Source organism: Vogesella mureinivorans, from assembly GCF_007644035.1.
GTDB lineage: Bacteria > Pseudomonadota > Gammaproteobacteria > Burkholderiales > Chromobacteriaceae > Vogesella > Vogesella mureinivorans.
The window spans coordinates 148,413-169,207 of record NZ_VMTV02000178.1; the positions used below are offsets into that span (position 1 = coordinate 148,413).

Genomic DNA, 20,795 nt, shown 5'->3' on the forward strand with positions numbered 1-20,795 from the left:
TTAAAAACCCACGGCGTGGCGGGCGAGCTGCCGTTTGAGCAGCGGCAGGCGGTTAGTAAGGTTCAGCCCGGTATTGCGCAGCCAGGCCAGGCCTGGCGTCTGCTTGGCATGAAACAGGCCAAACAGGGCATCGCAGGTGAGTTGCATGGTTCGGACAGCTTCCTTGCGGCTTCGTTCATAGCGGCGCAGCCCCAGCCACTGGCCGCAATCGGCCTGGCCGGCCAGCGCTGCGGCCAACCTGGCAGCGTCCTGAAAGCCCAGGTTCACGCCCTGCCCGGCCAGCGGGTGGACGGTATGGGCCGCGTCGCCCACCAAGGCCACGCGCTCGGCAATCACCTGCTCTGGCGTAATCAGGCGCAGCGGGAAGGCCGCCGCGGGCGTGAGCACATCCAGGCGCCCCAGCGCATGGCCACCGGCATCGGCCACCACCTCGGCCAGGCGCGCGGCGGGTAGCGCCAGCAGCGGCTCGGGCTGGCTGGTAGACCATACCATGCTGATACGGTTGCCGGGCATGGGCAGCCACGCCAGGATGCCATCACCCAGAAACCACTGCCGTGCGATGTCGCCATGCGGCTTTTCGCAGGCAAAGTTGGCCACCACACCGCTATGGCCATAGGGTTTGATGTTGGCCGCAATGCCGCTTTGCTGGCGCACCCACGAGTTCGCCCCGTCCGCCCCCACGATCAGTTGCGCCTGCAGCTTGCGGCCGTCTTCCAGCACCAAGCCGGCGTGCTGCGCCGCCTGCCACAGCGCTTGCGGGCGCTGGCCACGAATGACCTCTACCCCGCTAGCGTGCTGCAGCTGCTGCCAGATGGCAGCCAGCACCCAGCGGTTTTCGGCGATCCAGGCCAGCGCTGCAGCACCGGCGTCGGCCGCCGAAAAGGCAATCTGCCCGCCCTGGTCGCCACGCACATCCATGCTGGCGATGGTGCCGATGCGCGACATGTCCGGCCAGGCGCCCAGCCCCGCCAGAAAGGCGCGGTTGGCCGGGCTGATGGCATAAATGCGCGCGTCCCAGCCGTCTTGCAGGCTATCGAGCGATTCGCCCTGCCCCTCTACCAGCGCCACGCGGCGGCCTTGTTTGTCCAGCGCCAATGCCAGGGCGGCGCCCACCAGGCCGCCACCCACTACCAGCACATCGTATTGCTCGTTCATTTTCTGCTTTCTGACATGGCTGCGGCCAACCTTAACCCAAGGTTGGCCGCAGGAAAACGGCAAAGGCTACGCACCCACGCCAAACACCAGATGGCTGGCAAAGGCACGCCGCGCCGGGGCCACGGCGTCGACCGCCGACATGCCGACACCGCGCAGCGCTTTCACTAGCGGATGATGGCCGTCAAACAGCTGGATCAGCCCGTGCGTGAAGCCCACCACGGCGTGGCTATCCACCCGGCGGCTGGCGCTGTAGCGGCGCAGCACGGCGGCGTCGCCCGGGTCGGCAGCGCCCGCCAGTGCATCTACCAGCCCTACCGCATCGCGCAGGCCCAGGTTAAAGCCCTGCGCGGCCACCGGGTGCATGGTTTGTGCGGCATTACCTATCATCACCACGCGGCCGGACGTTACCCGGTTCAGCTGGCGCAGGGCCAGCGGGAACACCGCGCGCGCGCCCACGGCGGTGAATTGACCCAGGCGCTCGCCAAACGCTTGCTGCAGCTCGGCCAGCACCACGGCGTCGTCGGCGTCGCGCAGGCGGGCGGCGTCGGCATGGCTACGCGTCCACACCAGCATCATGCTGTCGCCGTGCGGCAGCAGGGCAAACGGGCCATCGCTGGCAAAGCGTTCGTAGGCGCGGTGCTCATGCGGCTGGCTGGTTTCCACCTGCGCCAGCACAGCGCTTTGCTGGTAGTCGTGCACGTGACGGCGTATGCCCGGCAGGCTTTCCGCCAGCGCCCCGCCTTCGGCCAGCACCAGCAGGCGGCTGGTCAGCGTGGCCTGCGTGCCATCGGCCTGGCGCAGTGTGACGGTGGCGTAGCGCGCCAGCGCGCGGGCCTGCTCGACGCGGGTTTGCCATAACACGGTCACGCCAGAGTCCGCCAAAGCTTGCGCCAGTGCCGCGGTCAGCACCGGATAGTCGATGACGACACCCAGGTGCGGCAGGCCCAGGTCGGTATGCTGCAGCACGGTGCGGCCAAAGCCGCCCTGCTGCGACACGTGTACGGTGTCGATGACCGTGGCCGGCAGGCTGTCCGGCCAGGCACCCGCCAGCGCCAGCTGCTCGCGGCTGTACCACGATAGCGCCAGCGCACGGGCATCGCGTACCGGCTCGTTCTCGGCGCGCGCCTCGATCAGCACCACCTGGCGGCCGGCCTGGGCCAGCCGCAGGGCGGCCAGGGCACCGACCGGGCCACCGCCCACAATCACCACATCACTATGCTGAGGTATGTTCTGCATGCTTTATTGCCGCCTGCGCGGCCTCCACATTGGCGCAGGCGTCAGGCCTGCATCAGGGCTTCGATATCGTCGATACGCTTGGGTGCCGCATCGGTGTACACATGGTGGCCCGTGGCCGTCACCTGCACATTGTCCTCGATACGGATACCGATATGGTGATACGCCGCCGGTACGCTATCGTCCGGGCGAATGTACAAACCCGGCTCGATGGTGGTACACATGCCTGGCTCAAAACAGCGCCACTGGCCACCCGGCTTGCGCAGGCCCACATCGTGTACGTCCAGGCCAATAAAATGGCCAATGCCGTGCATGTAAAAGCGGCGGTATTCACCAGACTCGATCACCCCGTCCACCGTTCCCTGCAGCAGCTTGTAATCCAGCATGCCCTGCACCAGGACGCGCAGCGCAGCATCGGCCGGCACATTGAGCGCCACGCCGGGAGCGATGGTGTCGATGGCGGCCAGCTCGGCGGCCAGCACCACGTCGTACAGGTCGCGCTGCGGGCCGCTAAAGCGCCCGTTTACCGGAAAAGTGCGCGTGATGTCGCCGGCGTAGCCGCGAAACTCGCAGCCGGCGTCGATCAGCAGCAAGTCGCCGTCGTTCAGCCGCGCATTGTTGGCCGCATAGTGCAGCGTGCAGGCGTTGGCACCACCAGCGACGATGCTTTCGTAGGCAGGGTAGCGCGCACCGTTGCGGATGAAGTGGTGCAGCAGCTCGGCTTCCACTTCGTACTCGTACATACCCGGGCGGGTAGCACGCATGGCGCGCACATGCGCCTCGGCCGAGATTTGCCCGGCGTGGTGCAGCACCGCCAGCTCGCGCTCGTCCTTGCGCAGCCGCATGTCGTCGATCAGCGGCAGCAGGTCGCCGTACTGCGCGGGGGCGTCTACCCCGGCGCGGGCGCGGCTGCGCACGCTGGCCAGCCAGCCGGCCACGCGGGCGTCGATCTGGGCATTGCCCACCGGCCAGTACAGGGCGGGGACGTTTTCCAGCAGCGTGGGCAAGCGGGTGTCCAGCTCGCTGATGCTGTAAGCCTCGTCAAAACCGAATGCTTCGGCCGCTGCTGCCGGGCCATAACGGAAACCATCCCAGATTTCCATGTCCGGGTTTTTATCGCGACAAAACAGCATGGACTTGCCACGGCGGCCGTCCAGCACCAGCACGGCTTCCGGCTCGTCAAACGCGGTGAGATACAGGAAATGGCTGTCGGCGCGGTAGGGGTAATGCGCGTCGGCATTGCGGATCACCAGCGGTGCGGTAGGCAGCACGGCAATGGCATCCCCCAGGCTGGCCAGCAGCTGCTGGCGGCGGTGTTGCAGGCTAAGTGGCATGGTGTTCATACCCGGCAGGAGAAAACGGCGCCCAGTTTACACCCGTGCACGCCACAGGGCGATGCCATGCGCGGCCAACATGACGCCGGTCAAGGCACCCGCCATGTCGGCCACGGCGTCCAGCACCTCGGCACTGCGTGTCGTGGTAAACAGCGCCTGCCCCAGCTCGGAGCCGGTGGCCCACAGCAGGCAGGCACACAGCACCGCTGGCATGAGCTGGCGTAATGGCTGGCCGCGCCACAAAGCCGGTGCGGCCAACAAGGCCGCCCAGGCCGCGAACAGGGCAAAATGCCCTACCTTGTCAAAATGCGGTATCGCCGACGGCGGCCCGCCCGCCTTGAACCACAGCAGATAGACCATCACACCCCACCAGGCCATGGCTGGCCCGTACGGTAGCAGACGGCTGATATTGGATTTCATGCCCATCCTTGCCCTGTCAGAAAAAAACCCCGGCCTGGCCGGGGTTGTCGTGCTGTAAACCACTGAAGGCTCAACGGTACCCGACACTCGCCATACGATCGCGCGGCAGGATGGTGAGTTCCACCGGGTAGATGTCCGAGCTACCCGCGTCCATCACGCGCACCTGCAGCTTCACGGCCGTATTCAGGTCTTTCGGGAAGCTGCCGGCCAGCGTCTGGTCGCTACTGTTGACCAGCAGCCAGTTGGGCAGCTCGCTGCCATCGGCCATGCGTACCGACTCGATCGTGGCATTGCCTACCAGGTCGCGGAAGGCGGCCACGAAATCACGCCCCGGCTGCACCGGCAGTACCAGCGGCATGCTGGACTGGATCACCGGGCCGTTGGCCGATACCTGCGGGCTGGCCAGCGACGGGCGGCTCAGCACGGCTGCGTACAACGATGCTGGCTGCTGTACCGGCACTTCCAGCACGCGGTTGCGGGTGGCTCCGCCAGGCAGCGCCACACCCACGCCGGCATCGGCCGCTTCGGTCGCGCCGCCATTCAGGCGCGAGTACTGCTCGGTAAAGCCGATCACGGCCGTGGTGAGGTAGCCGTTACCCTGCTCCGCCACCTGGAACTCGTTGTAGCGGTCGTAGTGGGTAGCCAGGCGGCGGAAGGTGTAGTTCAGATTGTTACTCAGCAGCAGCGGGTTATCGTCGTAGGCCAGCCAGCGGCCATTGCTGGCCTGCAGGGCGTTGCTGCCGGCATTGTTCAGCAGGCGCTTGCCAGCCACCAGCACCAGCGCGTTATTGCCGCCACCTGCCGCGCTAACACTTTGATCCAGCGTGACATTGCCTTTGGCGCGCACCCACAGGGTGCCGCCAGCCTGAATGCCCTGACTGCCGTTCACCGTGCCCACGGCCAGGTCGCCCGCGTCCTGGTAGCGCAGCTGGCCACCGGTACGTGCTGCCAGGATGCCAGCCAGGTTATTGCTGCCTTCCAGACGGGCACTGCCACCGGCCTTGATCTCGGTGCGGGTAGCCGACAGGCTGCCCGAACCCTGCTGCAGGATATCCTGCGCCGCATCCAGCAGTACCGTATCGGCACGGACGTTGGCCGCCAGTTGCAGCTGGCCGTTGGCACCGCCTGCGGCCAAGGTCGCGGTGCGGCCTGCCGCGTTCACATCACCGTTCAGTGCAATGGCACCGTTGGTGCTGCGCACGGTCAGGTCACCGCCTTGCGCCGTCAGGCCGGCGTTGATGCTGATGGCACCGGTACCGCCCAGCAGCGTCAGTGCGCCACCGTTAGCCTGCATGGCTTGCGCCACGTTGATGTCACCGCCGTCTACGCTGATGTGCTGTTCACCATGGCTGGTGACACCGCTGAGGCTGCCCACCGTGCCCACACGCAGGGTATCGGTATCGCGTAGCTGCAGGCTGCCGTTGCTGATATTGGCCGCCAGGGTGCCGATATTGTTGGCTTGCAGCAGGCTGCTGTTGTTCACCGCGCTAAGTGCCAGCTCGCCCGCCTCGATGCGGCCAACCCCGGCCTGGGTAGCGGCGCCGCCCACGGTCACAGTGGCGCGGCCGCTGCCGGCCAGCAGGCTACCCGCCTGCTGGGTCAGGTTGCGCGCGGCGCTCAGCGTGGCGTTACCGCCAGCGGTTTGCACATCGGCACCCAGGGTGATGTCACGGCCGGCTTGCAGCTGGGCCTGGCCCGCGCTGGTGGCCACACCGGCATTCACCAGCGCGTCCTGTGCGGCGTTCAGTACCACCTTGCCGCCCTGGCTCGACACGGCTTGCGCCACAGTGATGTCACCGGCCTGGTTACGCAGGGTGATGTCGGCGTTGTTACTGCTGATACCGGCGATGGCCGCCTGGCCTTCGTGGGCAGACACGCTACCCACGCTCAGGCCGTCTGCGTCCAGGTAGCTGAACGCCTTGCCGCTGCCGCTCAGGCTGGCCGCCAGCGTATCGACATTGTTACCCGTGTGTTCCAGCGTGACCTGACCGGCGCTGATGATCTTCAACGCGCCGGCACTGCCACCGCTGGCTTTCAGCGCAGCACTCTGGCTGATGTCACCACTGCTGGCCAGCTGGATGCGGCCACCCTGGCTGCTGCCGTCGGTGTCGATCTGGCCATTGATCAGCAGCTTGCCTGCCGGGTTGTGCAGGGTCACGCTACCGCCCTGGCTACCGTTGCTATTAATAGCGGCGCCCACGGTGATGTCACCGGCACCGCTGCCGGTGCGCGCCAGCAGCACGTCGCCACCGGCCACGCTGCCCGAGGTATTGATGCTGGCCTGGGTTTGCAGGGCGCCGTCGCTACGCAGCGTTACCTTGCCACCGGTACCGGTGGCCGGCTGGGTATTGATGGCCTGGCTCACCGTGAGCGCGCCGCCGCTTTGCACCAGCACACTACCCTGTGCGCCACCGGCTACGGTACGCACGCCGGATACAGCTGCCACCTGGCTGCTCGGTGCGGCCTGCGGGCCGGCCAGCGCCGAGCCCTTGCCACCGGCGGTGCCCACGGTCAGCGCGGTCTTGTCGCGGTAATCCACGGTGGCCGTTTTGCCGCTGGCGCTGGTGGCAAAGGCTGCCGTCGCCATCTGGTGGCCACCGTTGCTGCTGGCCAGCAGGCTGATCTTGCCATCGCTGCTGCTGACCGACAGTTCACCATTGCTGTCGCCTACCAGCAGGCCGTTGGTGGTATCGGTAATGTCACCATGCGCCTGCAGCTGGATGGCGCCATCGCTACTGCCACCAATGCCGCGCGTCACGTCGATGGTGTTGGCCAGCAGGATGTTGCCGTTCTGGTTACGCAGGGTCACGCTGCCGCCATTGGCGTTGCTGCCGCCCTGGCTCTTGATGCGCTGGCCCACGGTAATGGCACCGTTGGCGCCGGCATTGTGCAGGTAGATTTCACCGCCCTGGCCTGCTGCCGCACCCGAGGTATCCAGGCGGCCCTGGCTCAGGTCGATGGCACCATTGGATTCGATCACCAGCGTACCGCCGGCGGTGCTGATGGTCTGCACGCCCTGGCTGTTATCCGTCGCGCTGAACGTCCCGCCGGTAGACAGCAGGATGTTGCCGCTTTGCGAGGTGATATTGGCACCCGACTGCACCCGCATGGCCGCACTGGCGCGCAGGCCTACCGCGCCACTGCCGCTGGCCGACACGGTTTTGTCCACCACCAGCTGGCCGGCGCTGACATCCTGATGGATAGCGCTGTTGCCGCTCTTGCTCACAAGGCCGGACAGGTTGGCCGCAGTGCGGGTCAGCGCATTGTCGCCGGGCGTCAGGGCCGCCACACTGCCGATGGTCAGGCTGCCGTTGTGCTGGCGTAGCCACTGCTCGCTGCCGCTTTCCACCGCCAGCGTATCGACTGCACTGGTTTCTATGCGGTTACCGCTGGCGCCCACGCTGCCGGCGGCCGAGATCAGCACGCTGCCGCTGGTACGGATTTCGTTATTGGCATCGGCGTCCACGCCGTTAGCCAGCACATTACCGCTACTGATCAGCTGGATGCGGCGGTCGCCACTATTGCCGCTGCTCTCTACGCCTGCGGTGCTGTCAAACACGATGTGCTTGCCGCTGCCGCCGGTGCGCAGGTCGATGCTGCCGCCTTGCGTAGCGACGATGTCGCGGTTGATGGCCAGCTGGCCGTCCGCCACGTTCAGGGCGATATTGCCATCGGCACGAATGCCGGTCTGGTCGCTGGCGGCGCCACCAAAGCTGCTGCTGTTGTAAGTGGTTTTACCAACGGCATCCACTTTCACATCGCCACTGCCACTCTGGCGGGTTTTGTGCAGCCATACGTCGCCACCGGCCGCAGCGGCCAGCTTGTCGGCATCGGCCACTTCAATACGCTTGCCGTCGGCGCCAATGGTGCGGCCAGCTTGCAGCAGCACATTGCCGGTGGTCTGTACTTCGTTGACCTGGCTGTTATTCGTGGTGGTGCTGATATCACGCGCGGCCACCAGCTGCACGGTGCCGCTACCGGATGTGGCCTGGCCACCGTTGAACACGATATCGCTGCCGCTGCTGCCGGCACGCAGGTCGACCGAGCCTGCGCCGCCCGCGCTCACGTTTTTGTCCAGCGTCAGCGCACCGTTGCCTGTAGCAATGGCGATGTGGCCACTGCTGGCGGTGCTGACACCCTGCAGCGGGTTGACGCTGTCGTTGGCGGTAACGCTACCCACGGTGAGCGCGCCGCTATTGAAGTACGTCAGGCTCTGGTCGGCACCGGTAATGATGGCGGCCAGCGTGCCGATATTGTGTACGCCGCTACCGGTAGCCGGGTTGGTCAGCTCGGTGGTATCGCGTGCCAGCAGCTGCAGCTGGTCGGCGCTCAGGCTCACGTTGGCCGTTTCAGTGACTTTGCCTTTGTACGCCTGCAGGGCGATATGCTTGCCGCTGCCGCCTGCTGTTACCGACTGGGTCAGGTTCAGGTCGCCGCCGGTGGCGGTGGTATCTTCGGCTACCGACACTTGTACGTTGCCGTTCTGCGTGCTGATACCGTTTACCGCCACGTTGGCCGCGTCGGCCACGCTACCCACCTCCAGCGTATCGATATCCTTGTAACTGAACACGCCGCTACCGCTGACCGAGCCAGCCACAGTGTCCACATCGCTCAGCTTGCTGGACAGGTTCACGCCGGACACCGACTGTGCCAGCAGGGCCTTGGCGGTAAGCTTGCCCGCGCCGCTGACGGCGGCCTGTTTCGAGGACAGGCGCACCACGCCGTTGCTGCCACCGGTGCTGACATCCGCCGTCATCACCAAGTCGCCGCTGCTGCTGGCAGCGTCGGCTGCGGCCACCAGGTTGATGTCGCCGCCGTTGGTTTGCAGGCCGCTGCGGCCATCCACGGTGGCGATCTCGATGCCGTCTTTGTCTTTCAGCTTCAGCGCTTTGCCCGCACCGTCCAGACGGGCGGCCAGTTTGCCGATTTCGTTAGTCGTACGCTCCAGCGTGATATCGCCGGTGTCGCTGGCCACGTTCAGGCCGCCAGCCTTGATGTCTTGCGTTTGCGTCAGGTTGCGCACGCTGGCGTTACCGGCGGCCAGCGTCAGGCGCACGTCGCCAGGCGCGGTAATGCCGGTCTGGCTGTCCAGGTCGCCTACGACCAAGCTGCGGGTATTGCTCAGGCGCACACCCTGGCCGCTGCCGCTGATGCTGGCGGTGACTTCGTCTACCGCATTATTGCTGTCCAGCGTGGAGGTATTCACGGCCACCAGTTTCAGCTCGTTGGCGGTGATGATGCCGCTGGCTGCGGTTTCGTTGATGGCACCTTTACCGGAGGCCAGGCGCACGTCGGCGGTACCGGCGTTGACTTGCTGGGCCAGCTGCAGGTCACCCGCAGTGGAGGCAGCGTCGGCCGAGGCCTCCAGCGTGATGTCGCCGTTGGTAGTCTGCACACCGTTGCTGCCGTCTACCGTGCCGACCTGCAGCGCGTTTTTGTCTTTCACGCTCAGGGTTTTGCCGCTGCCTTGCAGCGTGGCCGCCAGGGTGCCGATGTCGTTGGTGGTATCGTTCAGTGCCACCTGGCCGCTGGCCAGGGTGAGCTTGACGTTGGCCGCCGTCACCCTGCCCTGGCCGGCGGTGGCGGACTGGCTCAGGTCGCCGGCGCTCAGGTTCAGGCGCGCCATGTTGTTTACGCTGACGCCATCGCGCTGCTGCGTGCTGCCTACGGTCACGGTGGCGCTGCTGTCGGCGCTGAGCGGGGTCACGGCCACACGGTCCAGCAGCAGCGATTTGCCATTGGTCAGTTTCAGGTCCGCGCCGCTGCCGCTCACGTTGGCTGCCAGCACGTTGATCTGGTTGGTGTTATCCAGCGTCACGCTATCCTGGCTGCTGAGCGCCAGCTTATCGGCGGTAATGATGGCCGCCGATTGCTGGCTGATGCCGCCTGCCTGGGTCGTCAGCGCCACCGTGGCGGTGCCCGCGCTGATGTTGCGGTCCAGCGTGAGGTCGCCGTTGCTCAGGGTGATATTGACCGCATCGTTGCTGGTGACAATGCCGTCGCTGCTGGTGGTGGTCTGCGTATTGGGCTGCAGGTTGGCCGCCAGCGGGTCGTTGGTGCGTACATAGCTGCCCTGGCCAATCAGCAGCGATTTGGCGTTGGTGTAGTCCAGGCGGTCGGCCAGGTTGGCCGTGAGGGTGTCCACCAGGTTGGCGCCGCCCAGTACCACGTCGCCGCTACCGTTCAGCAACAGCTTGTTGGTATTGATCACGCCGTTACCGGTGGCACCGCCGTTCACGTCCAGCACCAGCTGGCGGCTTTGCGCTGCGTCGCTGGCTTTTACCGTGAGTGCGGCGTTGATCAGCACCTTGCCGCCTGCGCCGCCCATCACCAGTGCGGTGTTGTCGCGCAGGGTAGTGGCGCTGCTGACCGTGAGGCTGCCGGTGCCATCGGTACGGCCCAGGGTAATGCCGGGGTTGGCCGCACTGCCGCTGCCAAAGCCGGGGCGGAAAATAGCCCGGCTGCTGCCATTGAACCAGTCGTTGCCCAGGTACAGTTTGTCTACCGCACCGGCGCTGCTGATATCGATATTGCGCCCGGTGCTCAGCGGGCGCACGCGCAGCTCGCCACTGCTGGCCACGTTCAGGTGGAAGTCCGAGCTGTTCACAAACTGCATGCTGTCGGCTTCGACAGTCACCACGCCGGTCGCGGCCACACTTTCGGTGGCCGAGCTACCCAGGTACATGGTCTGGCCCTTGGCGTAGATGCCAAAGCTGTTTTCGCCACCGGTGGCGCTGGTCTTGCCGCCCGAGGTACCAGACAGAGTGATGTCGCCGCTGGCGGACACAATGCTGGTTTCGGTGTCTTCGATGCGGATACCATGGTTTTCGGTGAGGAAAGCGTGGCTGCCGCCACCGCCCTTGCCGGTGATCTGGATATCGCCGCTATCGGTCTTGATCAGCGCTTTGGACGAGATGATTACCCCGTCGTAACGCGTACCGCCGGTAGGCGTAGTGGTCAGGCTGCTGGCATCACCGTCGATGGTGAGCTTGCCGCTGCTGGTTTGCAGCGTCACGCGCGAGGCACCGTCTTCGCCAATAATCACGCCGTCCTTGTTGCCGGAGCCGGCCTGGTTGGCCACCTTGCCGTTGATCGTCAGATTGCCCGCGCCAGTATTCACCTGCGTGGCCGCACCGGTAATTTTCACACCGGCACCCGCGCTACTGCTGGTGGGCGCCTGGCCGCTGATCTGCAGGTTGCCGCCCTGCGTGTTGATCACCGCGTTGCTCAGGCGTACGCCGTCTGTCACACCGTCTGCATCGCCGCCGTAGCCGGTGGCAAAACCGCCATCCTTGCCAATGAACAGATTACCGCCGCGGGTGGTCAGGCTGGCGTTGTCCAGCAGCACACCGCCAGCAGTGGCGGCGCTGTCGGCAAAGGCGTTCAGGCTGAGGGTCTTGACGTCAATACCGGTGTTTTTCAGCTTGATGGAACGTGCCGAGTTGATGGTCAGCGCATACGTCTGGCCACTGATATTGAAGGTTTGCTGGCGGTAGTCGGTATAACCGGTAGCCACCCCCGGAATGGTGCCGCCGCCCACATTGATGACCGTGTCGGCGTTCAGAGTAAGCGTGGTGGTGGTATTGGCAATATTGGACGCGGTCAGCACATCACCGCTGGAGCTCAGCAGGTTGATGGTGCCGGCTTTCAGCGCAATATCGGTATCGCCTGCCAGCGTCAGGCTGCGTAGCGCCTCGTTGCCACTACCGCCGATGCGGTCGCTGGCCTGGCTACCCAGGATGATGTTGCCGGCGGTGCTGCCGGTGCTGTCCAGCGACAGCGCCTGCGGCGACAGCGGTACCAGGTCCGGGGTGCTGGACGTGATGCTGCCATTGAAAATGATATTGCCGCCGCTGCCGGTGTAGTTGGCGCCGCTCTGCGCGCCTTGTGCATTCAGGGCCACGCTGTAGGCCTGTGCGGCCAACTTCACGTCTTTATTGAAGGTGATGTTGCCGGAGGCCGCGCTGCTGGTCTGGGTAATCTTGGTGGAAATCGGCGTGCCGTGCGCCAGGACGGCTTCCTTGTGGAAGGTGACATTGCCGCCGTTGGTGTTCACCGTGCCTTTCAGGGTGGCACTGCCGGCAGTTTTGCTGGCGGTACCAAAATCCACATTCAGCTTGCCCACGGTAGACGAGATATCCGCCCCGGTATCCAGCAGGATATCGCCACCGGCACTCAGCCCCAGCGAGGCATCGCCGCCGGCGGTTTTGGAAATATCGCTCTGGATCGTGATTTTGTTGTCGGCCTGCAGCTCTACGCTGCTGCCGGCATTCAGGGAGGCTTCGATACTGCTGGCCAGCACATTATTCACCGCACCGGACTGGCCATTGGCCGTTGGCCATGCCGTACCGGTAGCACCACCCACCACGGTGATGTCGGTGGGGTCCAGCAGCCAGCGGCCGGCCTGGCCACCCGCCCCGCCCGCGGCGCTAACGCTGCCGGATACACCCAGCACGCCGCGGCTGGAGGTTTCCACCTGGCCGCCGTTGCCCTGGCCTGCGCCTTTTGCCTCGATGCTGCCTAGCAGGCGGGTAGCGTCGGCCGACCACGCCACCACCGTACCGCCGTTACCGGCGTCTGTAGCGCTGGCGGCCACGTGCGCGCCCTGCTGGATGGTAACGCTGCCGGCTTCGGCAATAGCCGGGTCTTTACCCTGCCAGCCACCGCCCAGATACACCTGGCCGCCGCCCTGCGCGCCGGAGGCATTCACGGTACCGCTGATCTCCAGCTCGCCACCGGTTGCCACAATACGGCCACCCTGGCCGCTGGCAGCCTGGGCACGGGTGTCGCCAGCCAGCACTACCTTGCCGGCGCCACCGTCGATCCAGATTTCGCCTTGTTTCTGGTTCAGCGTATCCGCGCGCACGACGCCGGTCTGGTTGATGGCTACCGACGCCAGCGGCGCGGCCTGTTTGGCAGTAAGCAACACATGGCCGCCATCTGCTACCAGCGCGCCGGCATTGTTGATGCTGGCCTGGGCCGCGGCGGTGTCTACCTTCACTTTCAACAGGCCGGTCTGGCCTACGGTCACGCTGATATCGCGGCCTGCGGCCAACGCGACGGTGCCGCTATTGGCGGTAATGCTGCCGCTATTGTCTACCTGGGCACCGGCCAGCAGCACATAGCCACCGTCTGCTGCAGCAATGCTGCCGGCGTTACGTACTGCCTGGCTGGCACCACCGAGGGTGAATTTGCCGGACAGGAAATCTTCGTTGCTGATGGCGTGCGACGACGCCATCAGCGCGCCCACATTGATCTGGGCAGTGGGCCCGAACAGGATACCGTTCGGGTTAATCAGCATGACCTGGCCATTGGCACGCATCTGGCCAAAGATCTGCGACGGGTCGGCGCCGATGACCCGGTTCAGCACCAGGGCGCTGGCATTGGGCTGGATGAAGTTCACCGCCGCCTGCTGGCCGATATTGAAGCTTTGCCAGTTGGTAATCATTTGCTGGCTGTTTTGCAGCACGTTCAGGGTATTGCCTGCCTGCTGCAGGGCACCCTGGCCGGCCACGATCTGGCCACCGGTCGGCAGGGCATTGCCTGCCAGCTGCGCCAGTGCGGGGTTAAAGGCCATGGCCACCAACAGTGGCAGGGTACGGATGGCCAAGTGAGCGACATCGTGCGAGTGGTTTGCTTTCATTATCTTTATCCGTTCTGCAGCCGCGGTCAGAAGGCAATATTGCCGATTACCCATACACGGGCGGCACGGTTACGGCCATCGGCATCGGTGTTGTTGGCGCTTTGGTTCGGGTTACTGCCCAGCTTGTTGGCCACGGTGATGCTGACACCACCTTTGTCGTCGTAACTCAGTTTCATGCCCACGCCGGCACCGGCCAGGGTGTACTGGTTAGGCTTGCCGGCCGGCAGCGCACCGTTCCAGGTGTGCTTGTACTGTTTGATACCACCGGCATCGATAAAGCCGAACAAGGTGACATCGCCACCGGCAAATTTGCCCAGTGCGGTACGCACCTCGGCATTGGCCAGCCAGCCGTCATCCCCCAGGCCCTCGCCCATCGGGTAGGCGCGGATGCCGCTAGGGCCGCCCAGCTGCAGTTTTTCGCTGTTATCCAGGTTTTTGCTGGCCAGCTGGGCAGACAGCGACAGCGCCAGCTGGTAGTTCCCCGCCTTGTCCAGGCGCGACAGGCGGCTTACCGCCAGGTTCAGCTTCTGGAAGCCACCGCCGGTACGCGCCGAGGCGTCGTCCAGTGCGGCGTAGCCCAGGTCACCGGACAGGTCGTTGTCGCCGGCAGACAGCACGGCGCTCCAGCCCAGGCGGCCGCCCCAGCTGTCGTAGCGGTCACCGTTCAGGCCCAGGCTCAGCATGGTGATCTTGCGGTCATCCAGCATCAGGGTACTGAGGCTGTTTTTCATGTCTTTCTGGTCCAGGCTGGCGGTCAGCGTGGTGTTGGCCGTGCCCGAACGGGTGAGCGGCAGGCTGCCAAACAGCGATACCACCTTGGTGTCGCCGCTCAGGTTGCGCGGCACGTCGGTGGTAATGCCCATATCCACGTTCATGCTGGATGCCGACACACCCACCTTGGCCCCGCGGTGGCCTACCGGCAGCTGGATGGCGACCTTGCCGCTGTCCAGGCTGTCGGACTTGGTGGCGTTCAGCGACAGCTGCTCGCCGTAGCCCAGCGGGCTGTTCAGGTTCAGCTGGGTATTCAGGCGGGCGATACCGGCATGGCGGTTGCCGTAGTTGTCGGCCCACACAGCGGCATTAAACAGGCCGGCGCTTTCCACGTCGGCTTCTACCTTGGTGGTGCCGGCCACGCTACCCGGCGTCAGCTCGGCCTGCACTTTTTTGATACCCGGCACCTCGCCCGCTACCAGCAGCGCGCGCTCCAGCTCGGCAGCCTGGATAGGCTTGCCTGCCGGCGCGCCTTCGGCCAGCAAGGCTGCGACGGTGCTGTCTTTTACTGGCGACGCATTGCTGCGCACCACAATACCGTTCAGACCGGATGCGCCATCCAGTGCGCCTTCCTGCAGGGCGATGCGTACTACGCCGTCCTGGATTTTTTGTGGTGGCAGGTAGGCCTGCACCAGCGGGTAGCCCTTGGCACGCAGGTGGGCGGCCGCTTGCTGCGCGGCCGCTTCCAGCTGTGCCAGGCTCAGCGGTTTGCCCAGCTGCGCTTTCAGTACCGACTGCATCTCTTCATTGCTGGCCAGGGTCAGGCCTTCAAAGCTGAAGCCGGTCACCAGCACCTGCGGCACTATCGGCTCCGGCGGCATGGTCAGGCCCTGCACGGCAATGGCCACCGTGCCTTCGCCCAGCATGGCGCGGTTCATGCTGACCTCGGCATAGGGGTGGCCGTGCGTGCGCAGGTGCTCTGCCACGGCGTGCACGGCCTGCTCGAATTCGGCAAAGCTCAGGTCACGGCCCTGCCACGGCTGCAAGATACCCTGCAAGGCCTGCTGGTCCAGCCCTGCTTCTCCTTCAAAACGGAAGCCGCCGATAGACAGGCGAATGGCCTCGTTGTCGGTTTTTACCTCGGGAATACTGGCGCGCAGCTGTACCTTGTCACGCTTGCGCGGAAACAGGCTGGCGGGCGGCAGCTTCTGGGCATTGAAAACGACACCGGCATCCTGCGACGGCGGTGTCTGGGTAACGGCAGCGATGACGGTGTTGGCCGGCAGCACGAGGGGCAGCAGGGAAAACGCGACAACCGGCACCGTTAGGGTGGCGGGCTTGGCACGGCGCTGGCGGATAGTCTGACTGGAGTGTTCCATGGTGTTGTGATGTGACCCAGGCGCGTTTATTCAGAGAAGGTAATCTTGCAGCGCTGGCCGGATGGCAGCGCGTACTTGGGGTTGGGCAGGACCAGGCGCACACGGAACGAGCCGCTGCCTGCATCAATGACCTTGTCTACGTTGGCCACGCGTGCTTTCAGCGGGCTGCTGGACAGCTGCGGCGTCACATCGTAGCTCTGGCCGCTGCGCACCTTGCCAAACAGGGTGGCCGGCACCACGGTTTCCACAAATAGCGGGTCCAGCTGCGCAATGCGGTAGATACGCTCTTGCTTGACCAGGTCGCCGCGCTGGCGGTAGCGGTCTACCACCACGCCGTTAATCGGGCTGAACAGGCTGCGCAGGCGCAGCTGCTCGCGGCGCTCTTTGAGCTCCAGCTCGGACAGCTTGTATTCGGTCGCCATCTCGTCCAGCTCCTGGCTGGAAATCAGCTGCTTCTTTTGCAGCTCCTGGTTGCGCTGTGTCTTGCGGGCACCAAACTGCGCCTTGGCCGCCTGATATTCCACGGCGGCCTCTTCTACACCGCTTTGCAGCTTGGCCAGCAGCTGGCCAGCGCGCACCACATCACCACGGTCGGCCAATACCTGGCCCAGCACGCCGTCTACCGGCGTACCAACGTTGACTTCCAGCGAAGGCACAATCAGACACGTAGTTGCGACCGGTGCCGCCGCCGCCAGCAATGGCAAGACCAAAAACATACCGCCCAGCGTGCGGGTGGGGTGAGTGACGAGTTTGTTCATTTTTGTATTGTTTTCCCTTGTGCCGGGCTACTCGGACTGGCCAGAAAAAGACAGTGCCTGCCGTGCCCTGAAGTCTGCACTCAGCATGTGCTGACGCAGCCGACGGTGTTGCCATTCCACGTATCGCTGTGCCGCGCGGTAGTACAGCAGGCCTGTGCCACCAATTAGCGAATGCTTAGTAGTTTGTAACAATCTCGATAATATAACATTAAATTTTGCTACAAATTGCACGACCAGATCATCTTCTAGCGACAGAATGATTTCATAGCTGCCAGGGTCGCCCTGTCTGGCGCAGCGGCCAATCAGCTGGCGGTCCACGCGCGCATTATCGTGACGCTCGGTCAGGATCACATGCAGGCCACCTTTCATTTTCACGTCATCATCCAGCAGCACGTCGGTACCCCGGCCAGCCATGTTGGTGGCAATGGTGACCGCCCCGGCAGCGCCGGCCCTGGCCACCACATCGGCCTCTTCGGCGTCTTGCTTGGCATTCAGTACGCGGTGCACGATGCCGGCCGCCCGCAGGTAGCCTGCCAGCACTTCGGACGCCTTGATGCTGCGGGTGCCAATCAGCACTGGCCGGCCGGACTGTTGCATTTGTTGCACCGCGCCCACCACGGCCCGCCAGCGCTCGTCGGCAGTAGCAAACAGGCGGGCACCCAGATAGCGGCGCCTGGACGGCCGGTATGGCGGCACACGCACCACCCCCAGGCCGTAGACTTCGCCCAGCTCGCCGGCCACCTCGCGGCAGGTACCGGTCATGCCCGACAACACCAGGTAGCGGCGGAAAAACAGCTGGTAGCTGATTTTGCCTAGCGTTTCGCGCTCGTCCCCCGGTGGCAGGCCTTCTTTGACTTCTACCATCTGGTGCAGACCGCGCTCCCACGAGCGGTCGGCCATGGTGCGGCCGGTGTTTTCGTCCACGATCAGCACCTTGCCCTCGCGCACGATGTAATCGATATCCCGCCGCAGGCCGTGGCAGGCCATCAGTGCCATGCCCACCACCTCTTCGCGCCGGTTGCGCGCGCGCCAGACCGCCGGCAGGTGTGCGGCCAACCTGGTCAGCTCGTCGCGGCCCACGCCGTTCAGGTGCGGGTGCGCGCCGGGGCCGGCGTGCTCGAAATGCACGCCCACTTGCAGTGCCCGCGCCAGCTCGATGGCCTGGCGGTAGTAGGCTTCGCTTTCGCTGCCCGGGCGGCTGGCCGAGATGATGAGCGGCGTGCGTGCTTCGTCGATGAACACGCTGTCGGCCTCGTCCACAATGGCAAACTGCAAACCCGGCAGCAGTATGTTGGCCGCACTGCGCCCGCTAAGCCGCCCCAGCGCCAGCTGCATGGGGGACATTTTGTCGGCCAGCGCCAGGCGGTCGCGCAGGTAGTCGAACACCACCGATTTATTGGAGCAGTAGACAATGTCGGCCAGGTAGCCCGGCTTTTTTTCGTCCGGCTTCATGTCTTCGCGTACCAGGCCGGTGCTCAGCCCCAGCGCGTGGTACAGCGGCGCCATCAGCGCTACGTCACGCTCGGCCAGGTAGTCGTTCACCGTGACCACGTGCACCTTGCGCCCGGCCATGGCGGCCACCGCCGCGGCCAGGGTGGCAGTAAGCGTTTTGCCCTCGCCGGTATCCATTTCCAGCAAAAAGCCCTGCAGCAGGATGTAGCCACCCTTGAGCTGGGTCGGGAAATGCCGCTTGCCCAGCAGCTCGCCCGCCCGGCGGCGCACCAGGGCAAACGCCCGCGCCACGTGGCGGTCTTGCAGGCCATCGCGGCGCAGCAGCAGCTGCAGCTCTGCGGTAAGCGCCTGCAGGGCTGCCTCGTCCAGCGCGTCTACCGCCGGCTGGGCCGCATCCACCTGGCGCACAAAACGATTCAGCCGCCACGGCGACAGGCCCAGCCTGGCTTGCAGCCAGGTACGCAGGCGCTCGCTCTGGCGGTCCAGCCAGCTGCGGTCTTGCCAGTCGCGGCGCTGGGGGTAGAGGTCGGCAAGCAGGGAAAGGGCAAACATGGCTACACCGCAAATCGTTTGAGGAACATCTGGCGCAGCGCACGGTACCACTGGCTGGCCAGCGGCTCGGGCTGCTGGATAAAGCGCACGTACACGCGGTTACCCAGGGTGCGCGGCACGGCTCGGTTATCAAAACGCAGCTCGAACTGGAACAGCGCATTCAGCGCTACCGGTGCTTCCTGGCTGGCGTCCGGGTCCAGGCCGATCTTGCCACCGCCTTGCAGCGACAGCGCCAGGCTGGGCAGGTCCCGCGTGGCGCCGGGTACCTCGCGCACCATGGTGGCGGGAATCAGGCCGTCTACTTCTACCGCGCTGCGGATTTCCACGCCGATATTGTGCCGGCGCACCTGGTCGACATCGGCCTGCGGCACCACGGTCAGCAGGGTGTAGCGTGACGGGTCCAGCACATAGCCCACCACATCACCACGCGCCACGTAGGCACCGACAAAATCCAGCGTGGAAGCCACCTCGAAACGGCCGGCCAGCGGACTGCGGATAAGCAGCGCGTCCTGGCGTGTTTGCAGGTCGTGCAGGCGGTTGCGGTGGTAGGCGGTTTCGGCATCGATGATCTGGGCTTGCACGCGGTCGGTGAGCAATACCTTGTTGCGCTTGCTTTCCATCTCGGCAATCTTGGCGCGGGTTTCCGCCAGCAGCGCCCCCAGCTCCGGCTCGTCACACGCCAGCAAAGGTTGGCCGCGCACCACCTGGCTGCCAGACGGCACCAGCACGCGGCTGCCGATGCAGCTGGCAGGGGAGCGCACGCGCGACTGTTCCGACATCCAGATCACGCCTTCGGCCATGGTCCACGACGGCACCGGCACCAGCAGCACCAGCAGCAGCACGCCCAGCAGCAGCCCGCCCGCGATGGACAGCACCCGCGCCCGCACGCCTTGCAGCACCGGGTCGTCCAGCAAGAAGCGGATCTGCCGCGACAGCGGCAGCAGCAGCATGTTTACCGCGCTCCACACCGCCAACAGCACGCCGACAAAGAAAAAGCGCTCGGCCACCAGCAAAATGATGGAAAGCGACAGCATGATGCGGTAGCAAAACGAGCCAATGGCGTAGAACACCAGCCAGCCCGGCTCGCCTGGCGTGGTGGGCGGCGGGGTTTGTTCGCTACGCACACGGAAGACGTGCTGCTTGAACACATAGCCCATGTACTGGTTGGCTTTTTGCCCCAGGTTGGGGATTTCCAGCCAGTCGGAAAAAATGTAATAGCCGTCAAAGCGCACCAGCGGGTTGGCGTTGAACAGCAAGGTAGTCACCCCCGCCAGAATCACCACCTGGTGCAGTGCAGCCTTGGCCAAGCCCGGTGCTACCCAGGTCCATAGCCAGATGGCAATCGCAGCAAAGAACAGCTCGGTCATCATGCCCGCCGCGCCAATGAGCATGCGCTGGCGGCGCGATGGCAGGCTGATGGCGTAGCCGGCGTCCACGTAGGGCACCGGTATCATCACCAGCATCATCACGCCGGTTTCATGGCAGCTACCGCCAAAGGCCTTCACCACCAGGCCATGCCCTATCTCGTGAATGGCCTTGAGCAGCGGAAAGATCAGCGCCAGCAGCAGCACGTTATCCGGGCGGAACACGCGCGCGGTCAGGTCGCGGGTCAGCTCGTCCCAGTGCATGCCCGCCACCACCACGCCACTGCCCACCACCAGCAGCCACAAAGGCAGGATGAAGCGCAGCAGCCAGGCGGGGGCCAGCTGGTACAGGCGGGTAATGAACGGGTCCGGGTCGAACAGCGGTATCTTCAGCGACAGCGGGTTCATCAGGTACTGCTTGAGCTTCATGCGGCCCAGGCGCTGGCGCCGCTCGTTCAGCTCGGCCAGATCGGGGGCCTGGTCGGTCAGCAGCACGTTGGCCTGGTGCAGCTGGGTCATCAGGTTCAGCACTTCGTCCTGCGTCGGGGCGTCGTCGCCCAGCGTTTCGCAGGTGCGCTGCCAGATGGCGTCCAGCGTGAGCTCGCCATCCATCAGCGCCACGATCTGGTAGGCCGCCGGGTTCAGCTTGAGAAAGCGCCCGCTACCCTGGTCTTGCAGAATATAGTGGCGCTCGCCGCGGTAGACATGGCGTACCAGGCTGGCTTGCTGGCGCAGGCGCGGCTTGAGCGGGGCCACGCGGTACCAGGACGGGGAAAACAGCGATGCACTCATGC

Annotated in this window: 9 protein-coding genes; all 9 read right to left on the bottom strand. The window is 65.0% G+C overall.

Translation table 11 applies throughout. From position 1 onward, the window contains the following. The 9 genes from FLQ44_RS07005 to FLQ44_RS07045 all read right to left on the bottom strand — a co-directional run bounded on the left by FLQ44_RS07005 (position 1) and on the right by FLQ44_RS07045 (position 20,793). Positions 1-1,155: a UbiH/UbiF family hydroxylase gene (locus FLQ44_RS07005; protein ID WP_147693763.1), complete on the bottom strand. Its 1,155-nt coding sequence runs from the start codon at positions 1,153-1,155 to the stop codon at positions 1-3. Positions 1,156-1,221: 66 nt separating this feature from the next. Next, entirely contained in the window at positions 1,222-2,391 is a 1,170-nt protein-coding gene (locus tag FLQ44_RS07010) for an FAD-dependent oxidoreductase (protein ID WP_147693765.1), read from the bottom strand. A gap of 41 nt (positions 2,392-2,432) precedes the next feature. Then, complete coding sequence (locus FLQ44_RS07015; protein ID WP_206208712.1) at positions 2,433-3,722, bottom strand: aminopeptidase P N-terminal domain-containing protein; 1,290 nt, start codon at positions 3,720-3,722, stop codon at positions 2,433-2,435. Between the two features lie 36 nt (positions 3,723-3,758). Then, complete coding sequence (locus FLQ44_RS07020) at positions 3,759-4,142, bottom strand: VanZ family protein (protein WP_147693769.1); 384 nt, start codon at positions 4,140-4,142, stop codon at positions 3,759-3,761. A gap of 70 nt (positions 4,143-4,212) precedes the next feature. After that, a complete protein-coding gene (locus tag FLQ44_RS07025) occupies positions 4,213-13,785 on the bottom strand; it encodes a two-partner secretion domain-containing protein (RefSeq protein ID WP_170252862.1) in 9,573 nt (3,190 codons plus the stop codon). Between the two features lie 26 nt (positions 13,786-13,811). Beyond that, positions 13,812-15,875, bottom strand: a complete 2,064-nt coding sequence (locus tag FLQ44_RS07030) for a POTRA domain-containing protein (protein WP_147693773.1) — start codon at positions 15,873-15,875, stop codon at positions 13,812-13,814. 26 nt (positions 15,876-15,901) lie between these two features. Beyond that, on the bottom strand, positions 15,902-16,633 hold the full coding sequence (locus tag FLQ44_RS07035; protein WP_147693775.1) for an efflux RND transporter periplasmic adaptor subunit: 732 nt from the start codon (positions 16,631-16,633) through the stop codon (positions 15,902-15,904). A 27-nt stretch (positions 16,634-16,660) separates the two neighbouring features. Then, on the bottom strand, positions 16,661-18,637 hold the full coding sequence (locus FLQ44_RS07040) for a preprotein translocase subunit SecA (RefSeq protein ID WP_147693777.1): 1,977 nt from the start codon (positions 18,635-18,637) through the stop codon (positions 16,661-16,663). 2 nt (positions 18,638-18,639) lie between these two features. Further along, the gene (locus FLQ44_RS07045; protein ID WP_147693779.1) at positions 18,640-20,793 is read right to left on the bottom strand and encodes a PqqD family peptide modification chaperone; all 2,154 of its coding nucleotides are present in this window, start codon (positions 20,791-20,793) and stop codon (positions 18,640-18,642) included. Positions 20,794-20,795 lie beyond the last annotated feature (2 nt).